The sequence below is a fragment of the Corynebacterium sp. 11A genome (assembly GCF_008930935.1).
GTDB lineage: Bacteria > Actinomycetota > Actinomycetes > Mycobacteriales > Mycobacteriaceae > Corynebacterium > Corynebacterium megadyptis.
Genome location: NZ_PQMR01000001.1, coordinates 473,268 through 494,659, shown reverse-complemented (window position 1 = coordinate 494,659; position 21,392 = coordinate 473,268). Strand labels below are relative to the sequence as shown.

The window sequence follows — 21,392 nt, the reverse complement described above, 5'->3', positions numbered from 1 at the left end:
CGCTTGTCGACGCCTTCTCGCTGCGGCTCTCAGCCGCCTCGGCGGGGCGGGAATCGTCTGTCAGGTCTGGGGAGTGAGGGGCTCGATCCATGGCTTTCATTCTACCCACAGAGCGGACGCGGGGAAGAGGCATCGTCACGCGCGCTAGGTGGTGGAGGAATGCAACCCGTCATAAACGGCTTGGGCGAGATTCGGTCCGAAGCCTTTGACGGCCTGAATCTCCTCCACGCTGGCCTCGCGGAGCTTTTTCACCGAGCCGAAATGCTTCACCAGATCCGTCCGGCGGGCCGGTCCCAGACCTGGGATGGAATCCAAGGCGGAGTGCCGCAGCCGCTTGGAGCGCTGCTGGCGGTGGAAGGTAATCGCGAAGCGGTGGGCTTCATCGCGGATCTGCTGCAATAAGAACAGTCCCTGGGAGTTGCGCGGCAGAATCAACGGATCTTCCTCGCCGGGCAGCCAGATCTCCTCGAGACGCTTGGCCAATCCGATGAGAGTGACATCCACTACCCCAAGCTCATCGAAGACGGCCTGTGCAGCATTCACTTGGGGCAGGCCACCATCGACGATGAACAGGTTCGGCGGGTAGGCGAAGCGCTTGGCCTCGGCGGACTGTTCCTCGACCTTCTCATCGCTGAAGGTGGAGCCATCGAATTCTTCCTCGTGCGGCACCGCGGATTTATCGGTGCTGTGGCGCATGAAACGGCGGCGGGTGACCTCTGCGATGGAGGCAACATCATCCGAGCGCCCCTCGCCGGCGGCCTCCTTGATTTTGTAGCGGCGATAGTCCGACTTGCGCGGGGCGCCATCCTCAAACACCACCAAAGACGCCACCACATCAGTGCCTTGGATGTGGGAGATATCGGTGCACTCGATGCGCAGCGGCGCCTGCTCGAGCCCGAGGGCTTCTTGGATGTCGTGCAGTGCGGCAGAGCGAGCGGTGAGATCGCCGATCCTTTTCAGCTTGTGCTGTTTCAAGGCCTCAGCGGCATTGCGGGCCACGGTATCGGCGAGGGCGCGCTTATCGCCGCGCTGCGGTACGCGGAGATCCACATTCGCCCCGCGCAGCTGGCTGAGCCAGGTCCGCAGCTGCTCGGCGTCCTCGGGCATGACTGGCACCAGCACCTCGCGGGGAATCACTGCTTGGCGCTCCGGGGTGGCACGGGATTCCTGATCCACGCCGCGGCGGTTCTCGGACATATCGAGCTCGGCGTGTTCGGAAGACTCGGCGGCATCCCCATAGAACTGGGTGAGGAAGGTGCCCAACAGCGCTGGGATGGCGGGGTCAGCGGCGTCGTTGAACTCGGTGTTGCTGGCGGTCGAGGCATCCTTCTCCACAATCCACCCGCGCTGGCCGCGAATACGACCCTGGCGGACGTGGAAAAGCTGTACTGCCGCCTCCAACTGATCGGTGGATACGGCGATGATATCGCAGTCGGTGCCATCGCCGAGCACTACGGCTTGCCGCTCCATCACTTTCTGCACGGCGGCGAGATCGTCGCGCAGTCGCGCTGCCTTTTCAAAGTCCAGTTCCTCGGAGGCGGCGTACATATCGGCTTCGATGCGGGTGAGCACCTGATCTGTACGGCCAGACATGAAGTCGATGAACCCCGCGACGATCTGGCGATACTCCGGGATGGTCACCCGCGCCACACACGGGGCGCAGCATTTGTCGATATAGCCGAGCAGGCAGGGGCGACCGAGGCTTTCGTGTCGCTTAAACACCCCCGTGGAGCAGGTGCGAAGGGGAAATACTCGGGTGAGCAGATCGAGCGTCTCGCGGATGGCCCAAGCGTGCGAGTAGGGACCAAAGTAGCGGACCTGTCGGCGGCGCGGGCCGCGGTAGACGAAGGCGCGGGGATAGTCCTCCCCTATGGAGACTGCCAGTACCGGATAGGTTTTATCGTCTCGGTATTTGACATTGAAGCGGGGATCGAATTTTTTGATCCACGTGTATTCCAGCTGCAACGCCTCAACCTCGCTGGATACCACCGTCCATTCCACGCTGGCCCCGGCGAATACCATGTGTCGGGTGCGGGGGTGCAGGTTGGCCACGTCCTGAAAATAACTGGAGAGCCGCGAGCGCAGCGATTTGGCTTTGCCCACGTAGATCACGCGGCCGTGCTCGTCGCGGAACTTATACACCCCCGGATCCACAGGAATGGTGCCGGGGGCGGGGCGATATGTTGCTGGATCAGCCATGGGAGTGTGGACGCGACCTTAACGTAACTGCTGGAGTAGGGAGGAGAGAATGCGGCAGCGCTAGCGGGCTGGGCTAATCTTGGGGCATATACTTGGACTCGAGCTCGCGGAAATCGGTGACGGCGCGCACCACCTTTTCTCCATCGCGGGCGAAAAAGGCCCACATGGGAACGAACTCGAAGTCCGGAAGCTCCAGCCGCGCGGCGGGGCTTTTCTTGGGAAAAGACAGCCCGTAAATCAGCTGCCACGGGTAGAAGCGGGTACCGATGAAGTTGCGTACCTCTACCCCATCTGCGTTGGCCCGCACGCGCGGACGGCGAATGCCCCAGCACAGCCACACGAATACGAGGCCGATGCCCACGAAGGCCCATTGGTCGATCGGGGTGACAGCGGCGCCGGTATCGCCCACAGCCACTACGAAGGCCATGAAGATGTGAATGGCGAGCACCACCGCCATGGATGCCCACGAAATCACACGCAACATTTGAGACGTCACCACGAGCTCCCAAGGCTGATTCGTAGTTGTGGCCGCATCCGCCGAGACATACGTCTGAAGGTTCTCTTCGCGAGAGCTAGTCACTATCTTTCCCAACCACTTTCTGCTTTTGCGTGGCACCGGGGTGCAACCGACGCCTTCACTATCACTAGACCAAACTTACCTGCCTGCATGCTCAAGGGCTAAAAACTCCGGTAGCCGAGCGCGCCCACAACCACTTCTTAGCGGCGCAGCCGCGCCAGCGTTGTCGCAGTGTGCAGCGCCGCTACGGTGGCCTCTGCTCCCTTGTCCTCGACCGACTCGGGAAAGCCGGCCCGCTCACGGGCCTGTTTTGCGGTATGGGTAGTCAGCACCCCATTGCCCACGGGAGTGCGCTCGTCGAGGGCGACGCGGGTGAGTCCTTCGGTGACGGAGTCGCAGACATAATCGAAGTGGGGGGTTTCGCCCTGGATCACACAGCCATTGGCGACGACGGCATCACACTGCTCGGCCAGCGCCTGGGCCACCACGGGCAACTCTAGAGCGCCCATCACGCGGGCCTCGATTACCCTGGCTCCCAGCTCCTTAGCTTGGGCGATGGCGCGGGCGTGCAGCTGATCGCAGATCTCCTCATTCCAGGTGGCGCTCACAATGCCTATGGTTAAGCCCTCTGCCTTGATATGCGGAGTGCTGGGGAGTCCTTCTTTGGCCATGTTTTTAGCTCCTTCTCGGTTCGGTGCTGGGGTGGGTCGCGTCCCACTGCTCGACCACGGGAAGATCGTGGCCCATGCGGTCGCGCTTGGTACGCAGATAGCAGATATTATCCTCGTGGGCCTCGACCGGCACGGGAGTGCGTTCAGCAATACTGAGCCCGTGGCCTTCGATACCATGCCGCTTGGCGGGGTTATTGCTCAGGAGGTTCAGCGAGCGTATGCCGAGGTCCTTGAGGATCTGCGCCCCTGTGCCGTACTCGCGGGCATCGGCCGGATAGCCGAGGGAGAGGTTGGCATCGACGGTATCTGCTCCCCCATCCTGCAGCTGATAGGCCTTGAGCTTGGCGAGCAACCCGATGCCACGTCCTTCATGGCCCCGCATGTAGAGCACCACGCCGCGGCCTCGTTGCTGCACCATCGCCATCGAGCTGTGCAGCTGCTGGCCGCAATCACAGCGCCGCGAGCCGAAGGCATCGCCGGTGAGGCATTCGGAGTGGATGCGCACCAGCACATCCTCACCGCCCTCGCTGGCGGGATCGCCCACCACCAGTGCAACATGCTCGGCCCCATCGACGAGACTGCGGTAGCCGATCGCGCGGAAGGTGCCATAGTCGGTGGGCAGCACGGTGTCGGTGACTCGCTCGACCAGTTTTTCTTTGCGGCGGCGATAGTGAATGAGCTGCTCGATGGAGATCAGTCGCAGCCCCTGCTCATCGCAGAAGCGCCGGAGTTCTGGGGCCCGAGCCATGTCGGTGGGATCATCTTCGGAGACCACCTCGCAGAGCACCCCGGCGGGCCGCAGCCCCGCCAGCCGAGCGAGATCCACAGCTGCCTCGGTGTGGCCGGCGCGCACCAGCACCCCGCCGGCTCGCGCCCGCAGCGGCACCACGTGGCCGGGGCGGGTGAAGTGATCCGGGGTGCTGGAGGGATCAGCCAGCCGGCGCACGGTCTCGGCGCGGGAGGTCGCGGAAATGCCGGTGGTGCCGGTGTTGGCGTCCACGGTCACGGTATAGGCGGTGCCGCGAGCATCCTCGTTGTGGGCGGTCATCGGCGGCAAACCCAGCCGGTCGCAGTCGGCGGCCGGCAGTGGGGCACAGATATAGCCGGAGGAATAGCGCACCATAAATGCCATGAGCTCCGGTGTGGCTTTCTCTGCGGCGAAGATAATATCGCCTTCGTTTTCGCGCGTTTCATCATCCACGACCACCACGGCTTTGCCCTCGCGGATATCGCGCAGCGCCTCCTCCACGGAGTCCAAGCGCACGCCTGCATGATCAGTCATCCTGCGGGGTGTCCTTTCCATCGCGGGGCGCATCGCCGAGGGTCATCTTCTCCACATACTTGGCAATCACATCGACCTCGAGGTTCACCGTGTCCTCGGGCTGGAGCTCGCCGAGGATAGTGTCGCGCAGCGTGGTGGGGATCAGTGAGACCTCGAAGTATTCCTCCCCCACGGCGCTCACGGTCAGCGAGGTGCCGCTGACGGTGATGGAGCCTTTCTCCACCACATAGCGCGCCAGCGGGGCGGGCAGGGTGAAGCGGACGACTTCCCAACGCTCGCCCGGGGTGCGCGAGAGCAGCGTGGCGACGCCATCGACATGCCCCTGCACAATATGGCCGCCGAAACGACCGCCGGCGGCCATGGCGCGCTCGAGATTCACCGCATCGCCCACCTGGAGCTGTCCGATGCTGGAGCGATCGAGGGTCTCCTGCATCACGTCCACGCTGAAGCTCGTGGCGTTCCACTCCGTGACAGTCAAGCACACGCCGTTGACGGCAATGGAGGCTCCTGCGGTGACGTCATCGAGCACGCGGGTACAGGCGATGCTGAGGCGCGCGGAGTCACTGCCATGATCGATTGCGGCCACCTGGCCGATTTCTTCGACGAGTCCGGTGAACATTTATTCCTTCCTGGTTGCGAGCAGCCGGTGGGCCTGCGGGGACCGTGCGATAAGGAGTACGTCGGTATCGAGGACTTCGCTTGATTCAAGCACAAAACGCAGTTGCTCGGAGATAGTGGTAGCCAGCCCGCCCGTGCTGATCCCGTGGCCACTGCCGAGCAGGGTGGGCGCGGTATAGGACTCGAGGGCATCCACGAGCCCCGCCCGCAGCAGGGATCCGGCCACGCCTGCCCCGCCTTCGATGAGAACATCCACGTGCCCGCGCTGCCCAAGGTACTCCAGCAGCTCCTCGATGCTGGCGCATTGGCGAACACCGCGGCGGCGCAGGTGACTCTCGGGCGGCAGGGCGCGCGTGCCGAGCACGATCGCCTCGGGTTGGTGTGAATACTCCTGGCCATCGGGGGTGCGGGCGCTTAGCCGCGGGTTATCGGCCCACACCGTGCCGGTACCCACCACGATGGCATCGCGGCGGGAGCGATCCTCGTGTACTCGGGCGCGGGCGACTGGGCCGGTGATCCACTGGCTGGTGCCATCGGCGGCGGCGCTAAACCCGTCTAGGGTATGCGCTGTTTTCAGCGTCAGATGCGCCCGGCCGAGGCGGGTACTGACGAGCCAGGGCACGAGTGGGCCGCTGCGCAGCTGCGGATGCTGCACGACCCGCACCCCATGAGCGCGCAGCCGCTCGACCCCGCCCGCGGCTACAGGATTGGGGTCGGCGTGAATATAGTGCAGCTCGGCAATACCTGCTTCCAGTAGCGCCTCGACGCAAGGGCCAGTGCGGCCAACGTGATTGCAGGGTTCTAGGGTGACGTAGGCGCAGCCGCCATGAGCGGCCGGCCCCGCAGCGCGCAGGGCCTGGATTTCAGCGTGGTCCCCACCGGGCGGCTGGGTGGCGCCCTCGCCCAGAATGCGGCGCTGGGTGGGATCGGTGATCACACATCCCACCGCAGGGTTCGGTGCGGTCGTGCCGGCAACTACACGGGAGAGCTCGATGGCGCGGCGTAGCAGCACCGCCGGATCTGGCTGCATCAACGCGGTGGTTTAGCGGGCGCCAGCGGCTAGCTCGCGGAGACGATCTACCTCTGCCCCGGGATCCTCCGCCCCAAACACGGCGGAGCCGGCCACGAAGGCATCGCAGCCTGCGGCCGCGGCCTGCTCGATGGTGCCAGCGCCGATACCACCATCGATCTCAATGAGGGTGGACAAATCGCGGGAGTCGATCTCCGCCCGGAGGGCGCGCACCTTCTCCAACTGCTCCGGCATGAAGGACTGGCCACCAAAGCCAGGCTCCACGCTCATCACCAGCACGAGATCGAAGTGCTCGAGCTCGCTGAGCAGCGGTTCAATGGGGGTGCCGGGCCGCAGCGAGACCCCAGCTTTGACTCCATGGGCCCGGATCTGGCGGGCCACGGCCACGGGATCGTCCACGGCCTCGACGTGGAAAATAATGCAGTCGGCGCCGGCCTTGACGTAGGTGTCGATCCAGGCCTCGGGGCGCTCGATCATCAAGTGCACATCGAGGTGGGTATCGGTGTGATCATTGACATTGGCGGTCACACCGGGACCGAAGGAGAGGTTGGGCACAAAGTGGCCATCCATGATGTCCACGTGCAGCCAATCGGCGTTGGCCACGCGATCAATCTCCGCACCGAGGGCGGTGAAATCGGCGGCAAGAATCGAGGGGGCGATGATCGGGGTACTCATGCTTCGATCATACGACACCCTTAGGACACACTCTTTTTGCGCAGCACCGCGCAGAACATCGCGTCGGTGCCATGACGGTGCGGCCACATGTGCGCCGAGAGGTACTCGCCCACCTGCTCCATGGGCGCCAGCAGGGGCCGTACATCCAGCTCTTCCAGCTCCGGGTGCTCCCGCAGCGCCCTATCCACGATCTCTCGGGTTTCGCGCAGATCCGGAGAGCAGGTGGAATAGAGGATCACTCCCCCTTCCCGAACCAAGGCCGCGGCGGAATCCAGCAGCTCCGATTGCAGGGCGGTGAGCTCGGCGATATCGCTCTCCGATTTGGTCCAGCGGGCTTCGGGGCGGCGTCGTAAAGAGCCCAGCCCCGAGCAGGGGGCATCGACGAGGATGCGGTCATAGCCAGGGCGTAGCCCCGGGGAGCGGCCATCTGCCTCATGGACAGTGACCGGCAGGCCCTCGGTGGCGTTGCGCACTAGCTTCGCGCGGTGCGGGGCCGGCTCCACCGCGTCCACGGTGGCACCGTCGATGCCAGCAATCGCAGCAATGAGGGCCGCCTTGCCGCCGGGGCCGGCGCACAGATCCAGCCACCGGCCGCTGTCCTCGCCCAGCAGCGGGGCCTCGGTGAGAGCGCGGCCAATGAGCTGACTGCCCTCGTCTTGCACGGCGGCTAGTTTCTCCTGCACCGGCGGGCAGTCCGCCGGATCGCCCCCGGGCAGGTAGACGGCATAAGGGCTATAGGCGCCCTCCTCGCCGCCGCTGATTAAGGCCAATTCCTCAGCACTCATCAGTCCTGGCTTGGCCACCAGGTGCACGCTGGGCCGCTCCGAGTTAGCCGCCAAGGCCTCCTCGAGTTCGGCGGCCTGGCCCTCGGCGTCGAGCCCCAGCGCCGCCGCAAAAGAACGAGCGATCCACGTGGGGTGCTGGGCGCGGAAGGCGGTGCGGGCGATACCCATGTTTGGCCCGGCATCATCCAGCCACTGCTCGAGACTGGAGCGGCTGATGGTGCGCAGGGTGCCGTTGATGAAGCCGGTGGCGCGCTCGTGGCCCAAGCCGCGGGCCATGCGCACCGAGGTATCGATCGCCGCATGGGGTTCCACGCGGGTATAAAGCAGCTGGTAGGTGCCTAGTTCCAGGACGGCGAGCAATTCGGGCGTGATGTCTTTGAGCGGCCGTGCGGCGGCGCGGGAGACGATCGCGTCCAGCACACCGCGAGCACGAAGGCTGCCATAGGCCAGCTCGGTGGCAAAGGCAGCGTCGCGGCCGGACATCTTCTGCTCGCGCAGGAGGTTCGGCAGCAGCAGATTGGCATAGGCCTGATCGCGGCGCACCGCCATAAGTGTCTGCAGCGCCACGATGCGCGCCAGATCCACCTCATTATCCCGCAGGTTCTTCACCTGCTGGCGGGGGCTGAGCCCACCGGCTGCGTGCTGGCTGCCTCGGCGCCGCTCCTGGGCGCGCTCGTGCCCAGCATCACGGGAGTGCGACACTACTGACCCGCGATCACGGCGCTCGCCGCGGTTGGCACCACGCTTCGTCGAACGCGACCCTCCCTTGGCACGGGAACGGAATCCACCACTGCTGCTCATCGCCACTGCATCCCTTCTGCGTCTGCTGCTTGCACCCCGCGCGCCCACGCGGTGGCCTCCATCATTTTCTTACCTGGTAGCTGCACTTTCTCCACCACCAGCGGCGTGGTGCCGGTGCCGAGGAATACGGCCTTTTTAGTCAGCGCCACCGCTCCCGGCGCCAGAGTAGGCGCAGCATCCGAGTCCTCGGCGATACGAGCGGCGCCGATTTTAACCCGCTTCTCGGCCGCGTCGAGCACCCACGCGCCCGGCGCTGGAGTGAAGGCCCGGATGGCGCGGTCGACGGCGATCGCCGGCTGGCTGAGATCCAGCTTGGCATCCAGGGTGCTGATCTTCGGCGCATAGCTGGGCTCGCCCTGCTGGGCCCGCGCCTCGATAGCGCCGGCCGCGAGGCCATCCATGGTGGCGACGAGCAGCTCCGCCCCGGCGTAGGCGAGGGTGGTGAGCAGATCATCGGCATTATCGCGCGGGCCGATGCGCTGGGTGAGGGTGCCCAGCACTGGGCCGGTATCCAAGCCTTGTTCAATGCGGAAGGTGGAGGCGCCGGTGATGTCGTCACCGTGCAGAATCGCGGATTGCACAGGGGCTGCGCCACGCCAAGCCGGCAGCACCGAAAAGTGCAGGTTCACCCAGCCGTGCGGGGCGGTATCGAGCATGTCGGCGGGGATGAGCTGGCCATAGGCCACCACCGGAATACAGTCCGGTGCCAGCTCAGCGAGGCGCTGGCGCACAACCGCACCATCCTCACTGCCGTGCTTCAACGTGGCGGGTTTGAGCACCTCGATGCCGTGTGTCTCGGCGAGGGCCGCAACGGGCGAAGGGCTGAGCTTCTTGCCGCGACCGCGCCGGGCGTCCGGCTGGGTGATCACGGCAACGACCTCGTGTTCGGAATCAAGCAGCCTGCTGAGGGCCACGACGGCGGGTTCGGGGGTGCCGGCAAATACTAGGCGCATGGGGTGAGGGGATGTCCTTTGACAAGCTCGCGAAGATGGGCAGTGATGCGTCGATAAGCATAGTGCAGCGGGAAACGATGCCGCTGCTAGAACCACTCGGAGGCACGGATCTCGGCCATGGCCTCCTTGCGCAGCGCGGGGCTAAGGCGGGAGAGGAAGAGCACGCCGTCGAGGTGATCGGCTTCGTGCTGCACGCAGCGGGCGAGCAGCCCCGTGGCTTCGAAGCTGATCTCCTCGCCCTCGAGGTTTTGCCCAGTGCAGCGGATACGGGCGGCGCGCTCGACGTCCTTGTGCACCCCCGGAATGGAGAGGCAGCCTTCATTGCCTAATTCGGTCTCCTCATCGAGGGCTTCCCACTGCGGATTGATAACGACGCCGCGGGCGCCCTCGGTCTCGTGGGAGCAATCGTAGACAAAGACGCGCTGCAGAATCCCCACCTGATTCGCGGCAAGGCCCACTCCGTGGTGTTCTTCCATGGTCTCGAGCATGTCCTCAGCCAGGGTACGCAGCGCGCTATCGAATGTGGTGATCTCATCGGCGCGACTGCGGAGCACGGGATCTCCGAATAAACGAACCTCTCGAATGGTCATGGTGGAAGTCTCTCCTTGGGCGTTCACTGGGATAGATCAGAATTAACTCCCCCACTATAAGCACCGCGCGACTCTTAGCGGGCATACTGCGCGGGGCGTGCACGCTTATCGACGCCGCCTTCGTGCCAGCAGCCATCCGCCGCGCCGGGCGCAGACGCCGCTGCCGCAGACGGCGACACGCGACCCGCCCCAGCTTCCTCTCAAAGAGAGCGGGACGGGCCGTGATGTCTCGACCGCATATATAAGGTGCGGCTAGCAGTTGTGCGCGAGCTGCTCGCCTTGGGTGGGCGTGATGGCCGCGATGGCGGAGGCAGCTGCGATGCCACTGGTGCGCTCGAAGTGCAGGGGCTCGGGCACCCCCGCCGCCTGGGCTGCGGCCGCAAGACCCGCGGAGCGCGGCGTGGGGGTATGCGCTGCGGCTTTCTTCGTGGAGTGGGAGCGGGCGATCGCCAGCTGGATGGCCTTGGCCACCAGCCCAGGCTTATGCACTTGGGCCCAGGAAAGCAGGCGGGCGATGCCGTGGGTGCTCATGCGGGTGATGCGCTGAGACAGGTTCATGGTTTAGTCCTTTTCTTGTCCTGCATGCACTGCCTCAACAATGCTGCTCACTTCGTCATAGGCTGCCTCGCGGTCACGCTCCACGAGGCCGATGCGCGTGCGTCGGTCGAGGACATCCTCCACCGTCAGCGCCCCTTCGTGGGTGAGGGCGAAGGCGATCTCGGCGCGGGTGATATCCAGCCCAGCCACCCGGTCGAGGGGGCGATCGATCGGAGCCTCGGCCACCACCGTGGGGGCCTCGTAGCCATAGCGCTCTACTAGAGAGCGAGGCAGGCCCTCCAGCTCAGCCTCGGTCACTCGCAGCATATCGGGATGGGTGGGAGCGCCCACATAGGGCAGGGTGTGGGTACGGCAGGGGCCGGCACGCAAGCCTCTGCGGCGCAGGATCTCATCGATGGCTTCCTCGGCCATGAGGCGGAACTCGGTGTATTTGCCGCCGACGATCGAGATTAGCCCGGTGGGGGCCTCGATGGTGCTGTGGCGGCGGGAGAGATCTGCGGTGTTGCTATCCCCGCCGGCGTCGATGAGCGGGCGCAGCCCCGTGAAAGCGCCGATGACGTCCTCGCGTGTGAGCGCGGTGCCCAGGCCGCGGTTGATGGCGTGGAGGATGAACTCGATATCCTCCTCTGGGGTGGGCGGCACATCCGGAATCGGGCCGGGGGTGTCCTCATCGGTCAGACCAATGTAGACGCGGCCGAATTGTTGCGGCAGCAGGAACACGTAACGGGAGATGGACCCAGGCAGCGGCACGGTGAGCGCACCGGTGGGATTGCCGAGGGTGGCGGCATCCACCACGATATGGGTGCCGCGGGAGGGACGGATGGTGATCTCGGGATCCACTGCCCCAGCCCACACTCCGGTGGCATTGACCACCGCGCGGGCGGAGATGCTGAACTCGGAGCCGTCGAGCACATCGCGCACGGTCACCCCGCTGCCGTGGGCCTGCACCACTTCGGCCTGGGTGATAATGCGCGCACCTTCGCCGGCGGCGGTGCGGGCTACGGCGGTGACGATGCGGGCATCATCGATCATCTGCCCGTCATAGTTCACCCAGGAGCCGCGGAGTTTCTCCTGCGATGCGGTGGGACACAGCTTGAGGGTTTCCTTCTTGGAGGCATAGCGGGAGCGCGGCAACACCGCCGAGCTGGTGCCGGCTGCAATGCGCAGCATATCGCCGGCGATAAAGCCCAGGCGCATCGCCGCCTTTTGTACCAGGTTGGTGTCTGCGCCCAGCAGGGCCACCTGCGGCAGTGCCCGCACCAAGTGCGGGGCGTTATGCTCCATGAGCAAGCCGCGCTCCTTGGCGGAGTGCAGCGCGATGCCGACCTCGAACTTGGTCAGATAGCGCAGGCCCCCGTGGGCCAGCTTGGAGGACCAGCGAGAGGTGCCGAAACCGAGGTCGCGCCGCTCGAGCAGCACGGTGTTCAGGCCGCGGGTGGCGGCATCGAGTGCGATACCGGCGCCGGTGATGCCACCGCCGATGACCACGAGATCAATATCTACGGGGTTGTCCTTGAGATAGGCAATATCCTCCGCACGACGAGCTGCGTTTAAGGCGGTGTTCATGGCAGTACGTACCCTTCTAGGATGATTCTCAATTCTTGGTCCCAGGTGCTGCTGGGCTGGTGCGCGCGAAGAATCGGCGCGAAGATGCGGGAGCTTAATGCGGAGTGCTGCAGAATCGAGCAGCACATGGTGGCCAGGGCGTGCGCATTGCGCTGGCAGATCGTCTCGGGCGCGTGGTGCTGCACTCGCTCAATAACCTGCTCGAGGATGGCGATGATCCTGATCTGCGACTCACCGAGCCGCCGAAAGAAGTAAGTTCCTAGCAGCTCAGGCTGTTCCTCCACGATGATGGTGATCACGGGATGGACGGCGACCATCCGAGCCGCATCCAGCAGGGCCTCCACCAGCTGCTGGCCGGTGGCGGGCTGCCGCTGCAGCGACATCGCGACCTCGATCAATTCGTGGGTGAGCAGCTTGCTGATCACAGCGTCCTTGCCGGAGAAACGAGCATAGAGCGTGGGGCGCGAAATCTTGGCCCCGCGGGCCACTGCGGACATGGTGGTACCGCGAATGCCCGCCTCGAGCACGAGCTCGCGGGCGGCGTGCATAATCGCTTGGTCAATATCGATCCCCATGGCTTCATTCTCGCCGATGCAGCTACGGGGGTGTCAACAACTGCCGCTTTACATCTTTTAGCCGCTCACCTCCGACCAACCCATCGCCCCAGTTCAGGCCGACCCCCTGCATGCAGGGGTGAACTTTACACAACCCGCTCTTTGAGGCCTTTTGGCTGCTACACCCTCTTTCGGGCCCCCGAACGCGCTTGTAGCGTGAGCGATATGAACACTCTGCCTACTCCCCCCATGTCCTTTTCCATCTGGGGTACTGAACAGGAAGCCAAGGCTCTCAGCGCGAACCTGCAGTCGCTGGTGAGCAAGGTTGTCGGTTCCACCACTCCCCGGCCCGCCCCCGCTCAGCCGGATGTAACGATCACCGAGTCCGCGCTGAGTGAGTCTCAGATCCAGCAGCTCGCTGCGATCGTGGGCGAGGGCTTCGTCACCCAGAGTCGCGAGCACCGCATCCCGCGGGCCCGCGGCAAGTCCTACTTTGACCTCCTTGATTGGCGCGAGGATGCCGTGATCGATGTACCCGATGCCGTGATCGCCCCGGCCAGCAACGACGAGGTGCTGGCGATCCTGCAGTGGTGCACGAACGAGCGTGTGGCCGTGGTTCCCTTCGGTGGCGGCACCTCCGTGGTCGGCGGTGTCTCCCCGCTGCGCGGTGACTTTGACGCCGTGCTCAGCCTGGATCTGGCGCGCTTCGACGCCATCGAGAATGTGGATCCCATCAGCGGCGAGGCCACCCTGGGCGCGGGCATGTCCGGCCCCCACGCCGAGATCGCCCTAGCCGAGCATGGCCTGCAGCTGGGGCACTTCCCGCAGTCCTTCCCTTACGCCACTATCGGTGGTTTTGCCGCCACCCGCTCCTCGGGGCAAAACTCTGCCGGCTATGGCCGCTTCGATGAGATGGTGGCCTCGATGGAGGTCGTCACCCCCACCGGCATCACCACCGTCGGCGATGCCGCCCCGGCCTCGGCCGCCGGCCCAGACCTCAAGGAGGTCTTCCTCGGCTCCGAGGGCGCCTTCGGCGTGATCACCAAGGTGCGGCTGAAGGTGCACCCCATCCCCGAGGCCAAGGAGTACGAGGCCTTCGTCTTCGAGGACTTCGCCCACGGCGTTGCCGGGGTACGGGCGGTGGAACAACAGGGCACCGGCCCCACCGTGATTCGTCTCTCCGATGAGATCGAATCCGCCACCAACCTGACCTCCACCGACGCGATCGGCGAGTCCGATGCCGCCGCCCCGCACGGCTGCCTGTGCCTGACCATGTACGAGGGCACCCGCGAACATGTGGCCTCCCGCCATGAGGAGACCCGCAACCTCTTGCTGTCGATGGGCGCCACCTCCGTCGGAGAAGCCCCCGTGCGCAAGTGGGAGAAAGGCCGCTTTGGCGCGCCTGTGCTGCGTGATGCCCTGCTCGATGCCGGTGTGCTCTGTGAAACCTTCGAAACGGCCACCACGTGGAGCAATGTGCCGGCCCTGAAGAAGGCCGTCACCTCCGCTGTCACCGCCTCCCTCGGCGATGGCGATTCGGTGGCCCTTGTGCTCTGCCACGTGTCCCATGTCTACGCCAATGGCTGCTCGCTGTATTTCACCATCCTTGGTGCACAGAACGATCAGCCACTCCAACAGTGGGGCGCCGCCAAGCGCGCAATCCTGCAGGCCATCACCGATCATGGCGGCACCATCACCCACCACCATGCGGTGGGCAAGGATCATGCGGGCTTCATGGACAAGGAAGTCGGCGAGATGGGCCTTGGCGTGCTGCGCGCGATCAAGAGCCACCTCGATCCGGCCGGCATCTTAAATCCAGGAAAGCTACTGCCATGAATGAGATCGATATCTCCCAACGAGATATATCCCGGGTAGCCCTACTGACCAACCCCGCCGCTGGCAAGGGCGTGGCAAAGGCGAAAAGCGCCACGGCGGAGCGTCGTTTCAACGAACTCGGCATCGATGTGGTGAGCATCTCGGGTGCTACTCCCGCCGCCTCGGCCGAGCTGTCCCACGAGGCCGTGGCCTCCGGGGTGGATGCGCTGGTGGTCTGCGGCGGCGATGGGCTGATCAATCTGGCCCTGCAGGCCCAAGCCACGACCGATGTGCCGTTGGGTATCATTCCGGCAGGCACGGGTAATGATCACGCCCGCGAATACGGGCTGCCGCTGGATCCGGAGAAAGCCGCCGAGCTTATCGCCCGCGGGGTGTGCCTGCGCACCGACCTCGGCGTGATGCGCACCGATGGCGGCCGCGAGCGCTTCTTTGGCACCTGCGTCACCCAAGGTTTCGACTCGATCGTCACCGAGCGCACCAATACCATTTCCTGGCCCAAGGGCTCGGCCCGCTATGTGGTGGCGATTCTGCTCGAATTCCTCCACTTCCATTCCATCCCGTCCAAGATCTACCTCGACGGCACGCTGGAGATCGACGAGCCGATCACTCTTGCCGCCGTGGGCAATACCCGCTCTTATGGCGGGGGCATGAAGATCTGCCCCGATGCCCTCCACAGCGATGGACTGCTGGATCTCACGGTGTTGGGAAGGATGAACCGCTACAACGTGGCGAAGAAGTTCCCGCGCATCTACACCGGCAACATCCGCAGCGTCGAGGGCGTGCACCAGTATCGTGCGAAGGAGATCCGCATCGAGATGCCGAATATGCCTGTCTACGCCGATGGGGACCGCTTCGATCTGCTGCCCATCACCTACTCTGTCGCCCGCAACGCCGGCTTCTACCTCATCCCCACCCCTTAAACACCGATTCACCCCTCCCCGTGGTTGCACAGGGAGGGGTGTTTCTAGTCTACTCGCAGGCCACCCACCCCTGTGGCTACAGCGAAGACGCATCCGCCCCATAGGCGATGCCATGGGGCGTCTGGGTGCCGCTTTAGCGGGCGTCGAGCAGCTCGGGCTCTGCATCCTCCTCAACCTCCATCACGGCCGGGCGCTGCCGGTAGCGGAGGATGAGTACGGAGATAATGAGGCATAGCACCGTCATCGCCAGCAGTAGGAATGCGGCGCTGAGATAGAACGCCCCCGTATCTCCTTCTACTCCACCGATGAAGAGATTGCGAGCATAGGTCATGGGGTGAATATCATGCAGCAGGCGCAGTGGCTTTGGAGTGAGCTGGATGGGCCATACGCCACCGAAGCTGAATACACCGTAGGCGAAGAATCCGAGCGCCAAGGTACCGCCGATGAGCCTACCAAAGGCAATGCGCAACAGCTGGAAGAACGCGGTGCCATTGAGCGCGAGAATCACGAGGCCAAGGCCGAAGACGGCGCGGTCCTGCACGCTAAACCCCAGCAGCGAGCCCAACCAAGTGAGCAGGACGAGCAACGCCGTATTGGCGGTGGCCACGACCCCAAAGCCACCAAGCACCTGCCACAACGGGCGGCGCTTAGAATAGCGGCCGAGAATATGCGGGGCGAGCATACTTACCAGCACCATCATGAGGGTGCCGAAGACCAAGATAAGGATGAAGGTCACACCACCAGAAAGCTGCTTGGAGGTGGGGTCATTGAGGTCCTTCAGCTCTTGGACAGGGTTGCGGTAGTCTTGGGAGTAGACTACTGGTACCGCTATCTGGTGCGAGGACGCAGCGATATTGCTGATCGAGGGCGCTTGTGCAGCGCCATCCACCAAGCCGGTGCGCAGCTGCCCCGTACCGTCCCTGAGCTGGCGAACTCCGTCGTCAAGCTGATAGGTGCCATCGAGCATCTGCCCCATGCCGTCGTCGAGCTCCACCGAGCCGGTGCGCAGTTGCCCTGTGCCGTCCTTGAGCTGCAGGACACCGGAGAGATACGGGGCCTGGGGATTGTTGAGGTTATAGCTCATCTCCGCAGTGCCGCTTTTCAGCAACTGCAGCTGATTGGCGAGCCCATCGGGATTGTTATTGTCCAGCCCAGCGACGATCTCCTCAATCTTGTTGGCTTCCTTGTGTAGCTGAACGGTATGCAGCACTGAGATCATGGGACGTAGCTGCTCTGCGGCTGCACCTGCTTGGCGTACAAGCGGGATGAGTTTATCGGTCAGTTGGCCCACGCCTGCATCAATCTGGGCGGCGCCATCACCGAGCTGGCCCGTGCCGTCGAGCAGCTGGGACATGCCGTCATCGAGTTGTGCGGCGCCATCGCGCACTTGGGCGGTACCGTCCTTAAGCTGGCGGGCGCCATCGATGCCCTGCTCCGTGCCATCTTTGAGCATGGCGGCACCATCGTCGAGCTGCACCGCGCCATCCGCGGCCTCATGAAGGCCGTCGCCGAGCTGGTTCATGCCGTTGAGGATTTTACTCGAATAGCCTTCGGTGATACCGGCCTGGATACCGGCTTGGATGCCGGGAATCAGCCCTGCGGTCAGCAGTGGAGTATTGGTGCCGTAGTGGTCGTCGTAGGAGATCATCACCTCGGCCTGGTGGGGCTGATTATCAATCACCGTGGCCACACGTTGGGAGAAATCGCGGGGAATAGAGATGGTAGCTATGTACTCGCTTTCTTTCATCCCCTTGTTGGCCGCTTCTGCCGTAATAGAGTTCACATTGAGGTAGCTAGTCTCCACCAGACCCTTTTCAATGTCCTCGCCGAAGTTCACCTTTTGCCCGTCTTGGGTGGTGCCTTCATCTTCATTGACTAAGGCGATTTGCACCTCATCCAGGAAGTGAGAGGGGTCCCACATGGACCACATCCATGCGGCCGCCACTAATAGCGGTGCAACGAGCACCAGCACAATGGCAGAGCGGATGGCAATACGACGCTTCCTGCCGTACAGCGGGGGCTTTACTCGCCTAGTTTTCATTATTATTTCTCGCCTCTAGAACTCGCAGTGAACGGTGACGCAGCGCGACGCCCACGCCCATGCGAGATCAGAGGTGGCCATTCCGGATACGCCCGCCCCTAAAATGCGATAATCAAGGCAAGGGGCCGGTGTCCGAGTATTGCCACATCCCACACGAGCCAGCAGGTGTATGCACCGATGTTGTAGACACACTTTCCTCCACAATACGGGTACACGTCGAGCCGGTTGCACTCGGCCTCAAAGACTGAAAGCGCATACCTTTTATCGGCGTATCTTCGCACGTCAGGCGTGGGGACGATGTCTTAGACCTGAGAGTATTGACCGTAATGAGTACTGGATAGACATTCTTTACACCTTTGCGCAGAAAAGTATATATCGTGGGGCGCCTCGCACATCACTGCAGGTCAAAAGAGAATCCGCAGCGTAAATCCCCGAGGATCATCACCCCCGCCCCCTTTACAAGTGGCGGGCACCCAACCCCAAAACTATGGAGAAAACACCATATTTCCTCGTCGATTGTGCTAATGCCTACCCCTGAGGTTCCCGAGGAGTGTAACTGGTGGGGTCAGAGAAGCGTCGATAAGCGGCTCCATATCTTCTTCCCAGCGAAGCTTAGGAACTCGGTGGCGGCACAACTGACCGATAGATTTAAGAATCTATAACTATGATTGGTCGGCATGGGTGATGCAGTAAGTAATGAGACCTACACGCCGCGACAGCGCACGCGCTATCGCCAACGCCTCATGGATGATCTGGAGGTGTTTGACCGCCACCTCCAAGACGCCGAGTTCATCAACGAAGGCACCATCGGGCTCGAGCTCGAGCTCAACCTCGTGGATGAGCAGATGCAGCCCACGCTGTGCAATGACGCGGTCCTCGCCGAGCTCTCTGATGAATACCAGTCCGAGATCGGGGCCTATAACGTCGAGTTGAATCATCCGCCGCTGTCCATCGCGGGCACAGGGCTGCAGGAACTGGCCGATGGGCTCAGTGAGCGCCTCGAGACCGTGCGCAAGGCCGCCGCCACTACCGGCGCAGAAGTAGCGATGGTCGGCACCCTGCCGAGTGTGAGCACCGATTTTTTGCGCGGCCCCTCGTGGATGACCCCCGAAAATCGCTATAAGGCGCTGTCCAACAGCATCGTGGAATCCCGCGGCGAACTCGTCCACATCGAACTCGAACGGGAAGAATCCTACAACGAGGAATTCGAGGACATCGCGCCCGAATCAACCTGCACCTCCATCCAGCTGCATCTGCAGGTGGCACCGGATCGCTTCGCTGATGCGTGGAATGCATCCCAGGCCATAGCAGGGGTGCAAACCGCGCTCAGCGCCAACTCCCCGCTCTTCGCGGGCCACAAGCTATGGCACGAGTCCCGTATCCCCGTGTTTGAACAGTCCATCGACACCCGCACCCCCGAGCTGATTCATCAGGGTGTGCGCCCGCGCGTCTGGTTTGGCGATCGCTGGATTACCAGCGCCTTTGACCTCTTCGAGGAGAATGTCCGCTACTTTTCGCCGCTGCTGCCCGAGGATCGCCTCGAGGCCGGCACCCCCGTGGTGACCGATGGCAAACCCGGGCTGCACTACCTGAGTATGCAAAATGGCACCATTTGGCGGTGGAACCGCCCGATCTACGATCCCAATACCGAGTTGGCGCACATCCGCGTGGAAAACCGCCTCTTGCCGGCCGGGCCGACGGTGGCCGATATCGTGGCCGATGCCGCGTTCTACTACGGCATGGTGAAGTTCTTGGCCGATCAGACCCGCCCAGTGTGGTCGCGTATGGCCTTCGAGGATGCCGAACACAACTTCTTCGCCGGTGCCCGCAACGGCCTCTACGCCAGCATGACATGGCCCACCCTCGGAACGATCCACGTGCCCGAGCTGGTGACCGAGCATCTGCTCCCCCAGGCCGAACAGGGCCTGAAGAACCTACACGTAGACCCCGCACTGACCGACCGCTACCTCGGCATTATCGAAGGGCGCGCCCGGACCCGCCAGAATGGCGCCACGTGGCAGCTGGCCGCCCTCGACGATGCAGCCTCAACCATCATGGCCGAGGGCGCACGCTCGCGCACCGCCATCGAGCCGCACAGCGACTCCCTCAACACCCCAGATTCACCGGTGCGCCGCGCAGCCATTACGCAGATGCTCAAGGCGTATCTCCGCAACCAGAAATCTGGGGAGCCGGTGCACACGTGGTCCACCACCACCTAGGTGGTGGTGTGGTGGCTCGGGGGCTTGGCAGCAGCTCGCCGCGGCTCGCGGGGCGGCGGAGTGCTCCTGTGCGCCATCATGTAGCTGAGCGCGGATATGTACGGCCTACACTAGATACATGTGAGCTGTTTTAAGAATCTCCCATGCCGCTGTTCCTCCGACTCCATGCCGAACTCGCCGCTGCGTTCTGGTGTGTGGGCGAGCGTGTTTGGTCTCGCCGGAACCCTGCACTTTGTGCACCCTCACAATTTCGATGCCATCGTGCCCGCAGCTGTGCCTGGCACCAAGCGCCAGTGGACCTACGCCAGCGGCGTCGCCGAGCTGGCACTCGCCGGCGCTATTGCCGCCACCACTCTCGCCCCCAGCCTGCGTCCCTACCAGAACAAGTTGGTGGCTCCGGCCGCTGCTGTCTTCTTGGCGGCGGTGTGGCCGGCGAATATGAAGATGGCCTGGGACTGGCGGAATAAAAAGCCACTGCTGAAAGCACTCGCCTTCGCCCGCGTGCCCGCCCAGATCCCCATGATCAACTCTGTGCGCAAGCTCGGCGCCTAAGTTGCTTAGCGACGCTTAGTAGCGCCTAGCTGCGCTTAGTGGCCCTTAAACGCGCCGGTGGGTGCCGTGAAGCGCCTCTATTTCCACGCATCCATGGCGGTGAGTGCCTCGCCGGAGCCCACAGCATCGGTGGTGATCACGGAGATCGTGCCATCGGTTTCCACGATCATCGCCGCGATCTGGCTGAGATCACCGCGGCCCGCCGAGCGTGCCGCTTGGTAGATATCGGCTGTGCCCACGCGTGCTTTCTTCATGCCCGCCTCGAGCATCACCCCGTCGCGCACCACCACGATCGCATCGGCGGTGACGATCTCGCGCAGCGTCGTGGAGTGACGGATGACTGTGGCCACTACGTATTGCAGCCCAAGCAAAATGGCGATAGCCACAATGCCGGTGGCGTAGCTGAGATCCTTCGTCACCATCGCGGTCGAGAGGATCGAGCCGATGGCCACGGTCACAAGGAAATCAAAGGCGTTGAGCTTCGCCAGCGAGCGCGCCCCTGCTATGCGCAGGAAAAACAGCAAGGTGACATAGCTGGCCGTACCCACGGCGAGTGCCCGGATAATGGGAAACCACGAATCAAACCACATAGTTGCCAGTGTGCCCGACGAGCGCCTTCTAAGAGAGATCACCCCGTTATGCGCCGCTAGATGAGCACGTCCTCTGGGGCGATCACCTCGAAACGCAGCACCACTACTGGGGTTTATTCTGTGGATCGCGCCCCAGAAATGGTGCAGGCAGAATTTATCCATCTTTGACGCCGCCCATCATCAGCTGGTGGGCGGCGGGTTTCTTGCCCTGGGTGTAGTCGGAGAGGCGCATCACCGCTCCCTCCTATCTAGGGCGTCGTCGATGCGCTGCTCCACATAACGGTTGTAGGCGGATTCGCGTGCGAGCGGCTCCTCTTCGTCGTAGTACACGCCGCATGGCTCATCCGCGTCAGGGCCCATAAGTAAACACTCTTAGACTTTTCTGTAGGACTCGGTCATGGCGTAGATACGGGCGGCGGCGTCCTCATACTCGCC

General features: G+C 63.6%; 20 protein-coding genes. 4 read left to right on the top strand and 16 right to left on the bottom strand.

Annotated elements, in window-relative coordinates; translation table 11 throughout:
- Positions 1 to 144: 144 nt before the first annotated feature.
- From uvrC to GBB18_RS02080, 13 genes are all read right to left on the bottom strand, one after another.
- Positions 145 to 2,199 carry an excinuclease ABC subunit UvrC gene (gene uvrC, locus GBB18_RS02140; protein ID WP_151640600.1) on the bottom strand — a complete coding sequence of 685 codons (2,055 nt, stop codon included), beginning with the start codon at positions 2,197 to 2,199 and terminating at the stop codon, positions 145 to 147.
- Between the two features lie 73 nt (positions 2,200 to 2,272).
- Positions 2,273 to 2,779 carry a PH domain-containing protein gene (locus GBB18_RS02135; RefSeq protein ID WP_151640599.1) on the bottom strand — a complete coding sequence of 169 codons (507 nt, stop codon included), beginning with the start codon at positions 2,777 to 2,779 and terminating at the stop codon, positions 2,273 to 2,275.
- Between the two features lie 137 nt (positions 2,780 to 2,916).
- Entirely contained in the window at positions 2,917 to 3,387 is a 471-nt protein-coding gene (ribH, locus tag GBB18_RS02130; protein ID WP_151640598.1) for a 6,7-dimethyl-8-ribityllumazine synthase, read from the bottom strand.
- Positions 3,388 to 3,391: 4 nt separating this feature from the next.
- Complete coding sequence (locus tag GBB18_RS02125) at positions 3,392 to 4,669, bottom strand: bifunctional 3,4-dihydroxy-2-butanone-4-phosphate synthase/GTP cyclohydrolase II (RefSeq protein ID WP_151640597.1); 1,278 nt, start codon at positions 4,667 to 4,669, stop codon at positions 3,392 to 3,394.
- Positions 4,662 to 5,288, bottom strand: a complete 627-nt coding sequence (locus GBB18_RS02120; protein ID WP_151640596.1) for a riboflavin synthase — start codon at positions 5,286 to 5,288, stop codon at positions 4,662 to 4,664. Before GBB18_RS02120 ends, GBB18_RS02125 begins: the two co-directional genes overlap by 8 nt.
- Positions 5,289 to 6,317: a bifunctional diaminohydroxyphosphoribosylaminopyrimidine deaminase/5-amino-6-(5-phosphoribosylamino)uracil reductase RibD gene (gene ribD / locus GBB18_RS02115; protein WP_225990211.1), complete on the bottom strand. Its 1,029-nt coding sequence runs from the start codon at positions 6,315 to 6,317 to the stop codon at positions 5,289 to 5,291.
- A gap of 12 nt (positions 6,318 to 6,329) precedes the next feature.
- Positions 6,330 to 6,992: a ribulose-phosphate 3-epimerase gene (gene rpe / locus GBB18_RS02110; protein WP_151640594.1), complete on the bottom strand. Its 663-nt coding sequence runs from the start codon at positions 6,990 to 6,992 to the stop codon at positions 6,330 to 6,332.
- Between the two features lie 20 nt (positions 6,993 to 7,012).
- Positions 7,013 to 8,578 (bottom strand): RsmB/NOP family class I SAM-dependent RNA methyltransferase, encoded by a 1,566-nt coding sequence (locus GBB18_RS02105; protein ID WP_192795878.1) that lies wholly within the window; start codon positions 8,576 to 8,578, stop codon positions 7,013 to 7,015.
- Positions 8,575 to 9,531: a methionyl-tRNA formyltransferase gene (fmt, locus tag GBB18_RS02100; protein ID WP_151640592.1), complete on the bottom strand. Its 957-nt coding sequence runs from the start codon at positions 9,529 to 9,531 to the stop codon at positions 8,575 to 8,577. Before fmt ends, GBB18_RS02105 begins: the two co-directional genes overlap by 4 nt.
- Positions 9,532 to 9,617: 86 nt before the next feature.
- The gene (def, locus tag GBB18_RS02095; RefSeq protein ID WP_151640591.1) at positions 9,618 to 10,121 is read right to left on the bottom strand and encodes a peptide deformylase; all 504 of its coding nucleotides are present in this window, start codon (positions 10,119 to 10,121) and stop codon (positions 9,618 to 9,620) included.
- Between the two features lie 252 nt (positions 10,122 to 10,373).
- Positions 10,374 to 10,679 (bottom strand): hypothetical protein, encoded by a 306-nt coding sequence (locus GBB18_RS02090; protein WP_151640590.1) that lies wholly within the window; start codon positions 10,677 to 10,679, stop codon positions 10,374 to 10,376.
- Between the two features lie 3 nt (positions 10,680 to 10,682).
- Positions 10,683 to 12,245, bottom strand: coding sequence for a glycerol-3-phosphate dehydrogenase/oxidase (locus tag GBB18_RS02085; RefSeq protein ID WP_151640589.1), 1,563 nt, complete (start codon positions 12,243 to 12,245; stop codon positions 10,683 to 10,685).
- A complete protein-coding gene (locus GBB18_RS02080) occupies positions 12,242 to 12,820 on the bottom strand; it encodes a TetR/AcrR family transcriptional regulator (protein ID WP_151640588.1) in 579 nt (192 codons plus the stop codon). The genes GBB18_RS02085 and GBB18_RS02080 overlap by 4 nt, the downstream gene beginning before the upstream one ends.
- Positions 12,821 to 13,048: 228 nt before the next feature.
- On the opposite strand from GBB18_RS02080, the gene GBB18_RS02075 reads away from it, so the two are divergent.
- Both GBB18_RS02075 and GBB18_RS02070 read left to right on the top strand, forming a co-directional pair.
- Positions 13,049 to 14,635 (top strand): FAD-binding oxidoreductase, encoded by a 1,587-nt coding sequence (locus tag GBB18_RS02075; RefSeq protein ID WP_151640660.1) that lies wholly within the window; start codon positions 13,049 to 13,051, stop codon positions 14,633 to 14,635.
- Complete coding sequence (locus GBB18_RS02070) at positions 14,632 to 15,555, top strand: diacylglycerol kinase (protein ID WP_151640587.1); 924 nt, start codon at positions 14,632 to 14,634, stop codon at positions 15,553 to 15,555. The genes GBB18_RS02075 and GBB18_RS02070 overlap by 4 nt, the downstream gene beginning before the upstream one ends.
- Before the next feature lie 133 nt (positions 15,556 to 15,688).
- Here the strand turns inward: GBB18_RS02070 and GBB18_RS02065 are convergent, their stop codons facing one another.
- Positions 15,689 to 17,596 carry a YhgE/Pip family protein gene (locus tag GBB18_RS02065; RefSeq protein ID WP_151640586.1) on the bottom strand — a complete coding sequence of 636 codons (1,908 nt, stop codon included), beginning with the start codon at positions 17,594 to 17,596 and terminating at the stop codon, positions 15,689 to 15,691.
- Positions 17,597 to 18,273: 677 nt separating this feature from the next.
- Here GBB18_RS02065 and GBB18_RS02060 point away from each other — a divergent pair.
- Both GBB18_RS02060 and GBB18_RS02055 read left to right on the top strand, forming a co-directional pair.
- Entirely contained in the window at positions 18,274 to 19,815 is a 1,542-nt protein-coding gene (locus tag GBB18_RS02060; protein WP_151640585.1) for a glutamate-cysteine ligase family protein, read from the top strand.
- Between the two features lie 120 nt (positions 19,816 to 19,935).
- Complete coding sequence (locus tag GBB18_RS02055; protein ID WP_225976569.1) at positions 19,936 to 20,367, top strand: hypothetical protein; 432 nt, start codon at positions 19,936 to 19,938, stop codon at positions 20,365 to 20,367.
- 77 nt (positions 20,368 to 20,444) lie between these two features.
- Here GBB18_RS02055 and GBB18_RS02050 read toward each other — a convergent pair whose 3' ends face one another.
- Positions 20,445 to 20,957, bottom strand: coding sequence for a DUF421 domain-containing protein (locus GBB18_RS02050; RefSeq protein WP_151640584.1), 513 nt, complete (start codon positions 20,955 to 20,957; stop codon positions 20,445 to 20,447).
- Positions 20,958 to 21,188: 231 nt separating this feature from the next.
- The gene (locus GBB18_RS10810) at positions 21,189 to 21,317 is read right to left on the bottom strand and encodes a hypothetical protein (RefSeq protein ID WP_255444639.1); all 129 of its coding nucleotides are present in this window, start codon (positions 21,315 to 21,317) and stop codon (positions 21,189 to 21,191) included.
- Positions 21,318 to 21,392 lie beyond the last annotated feature (75 nt).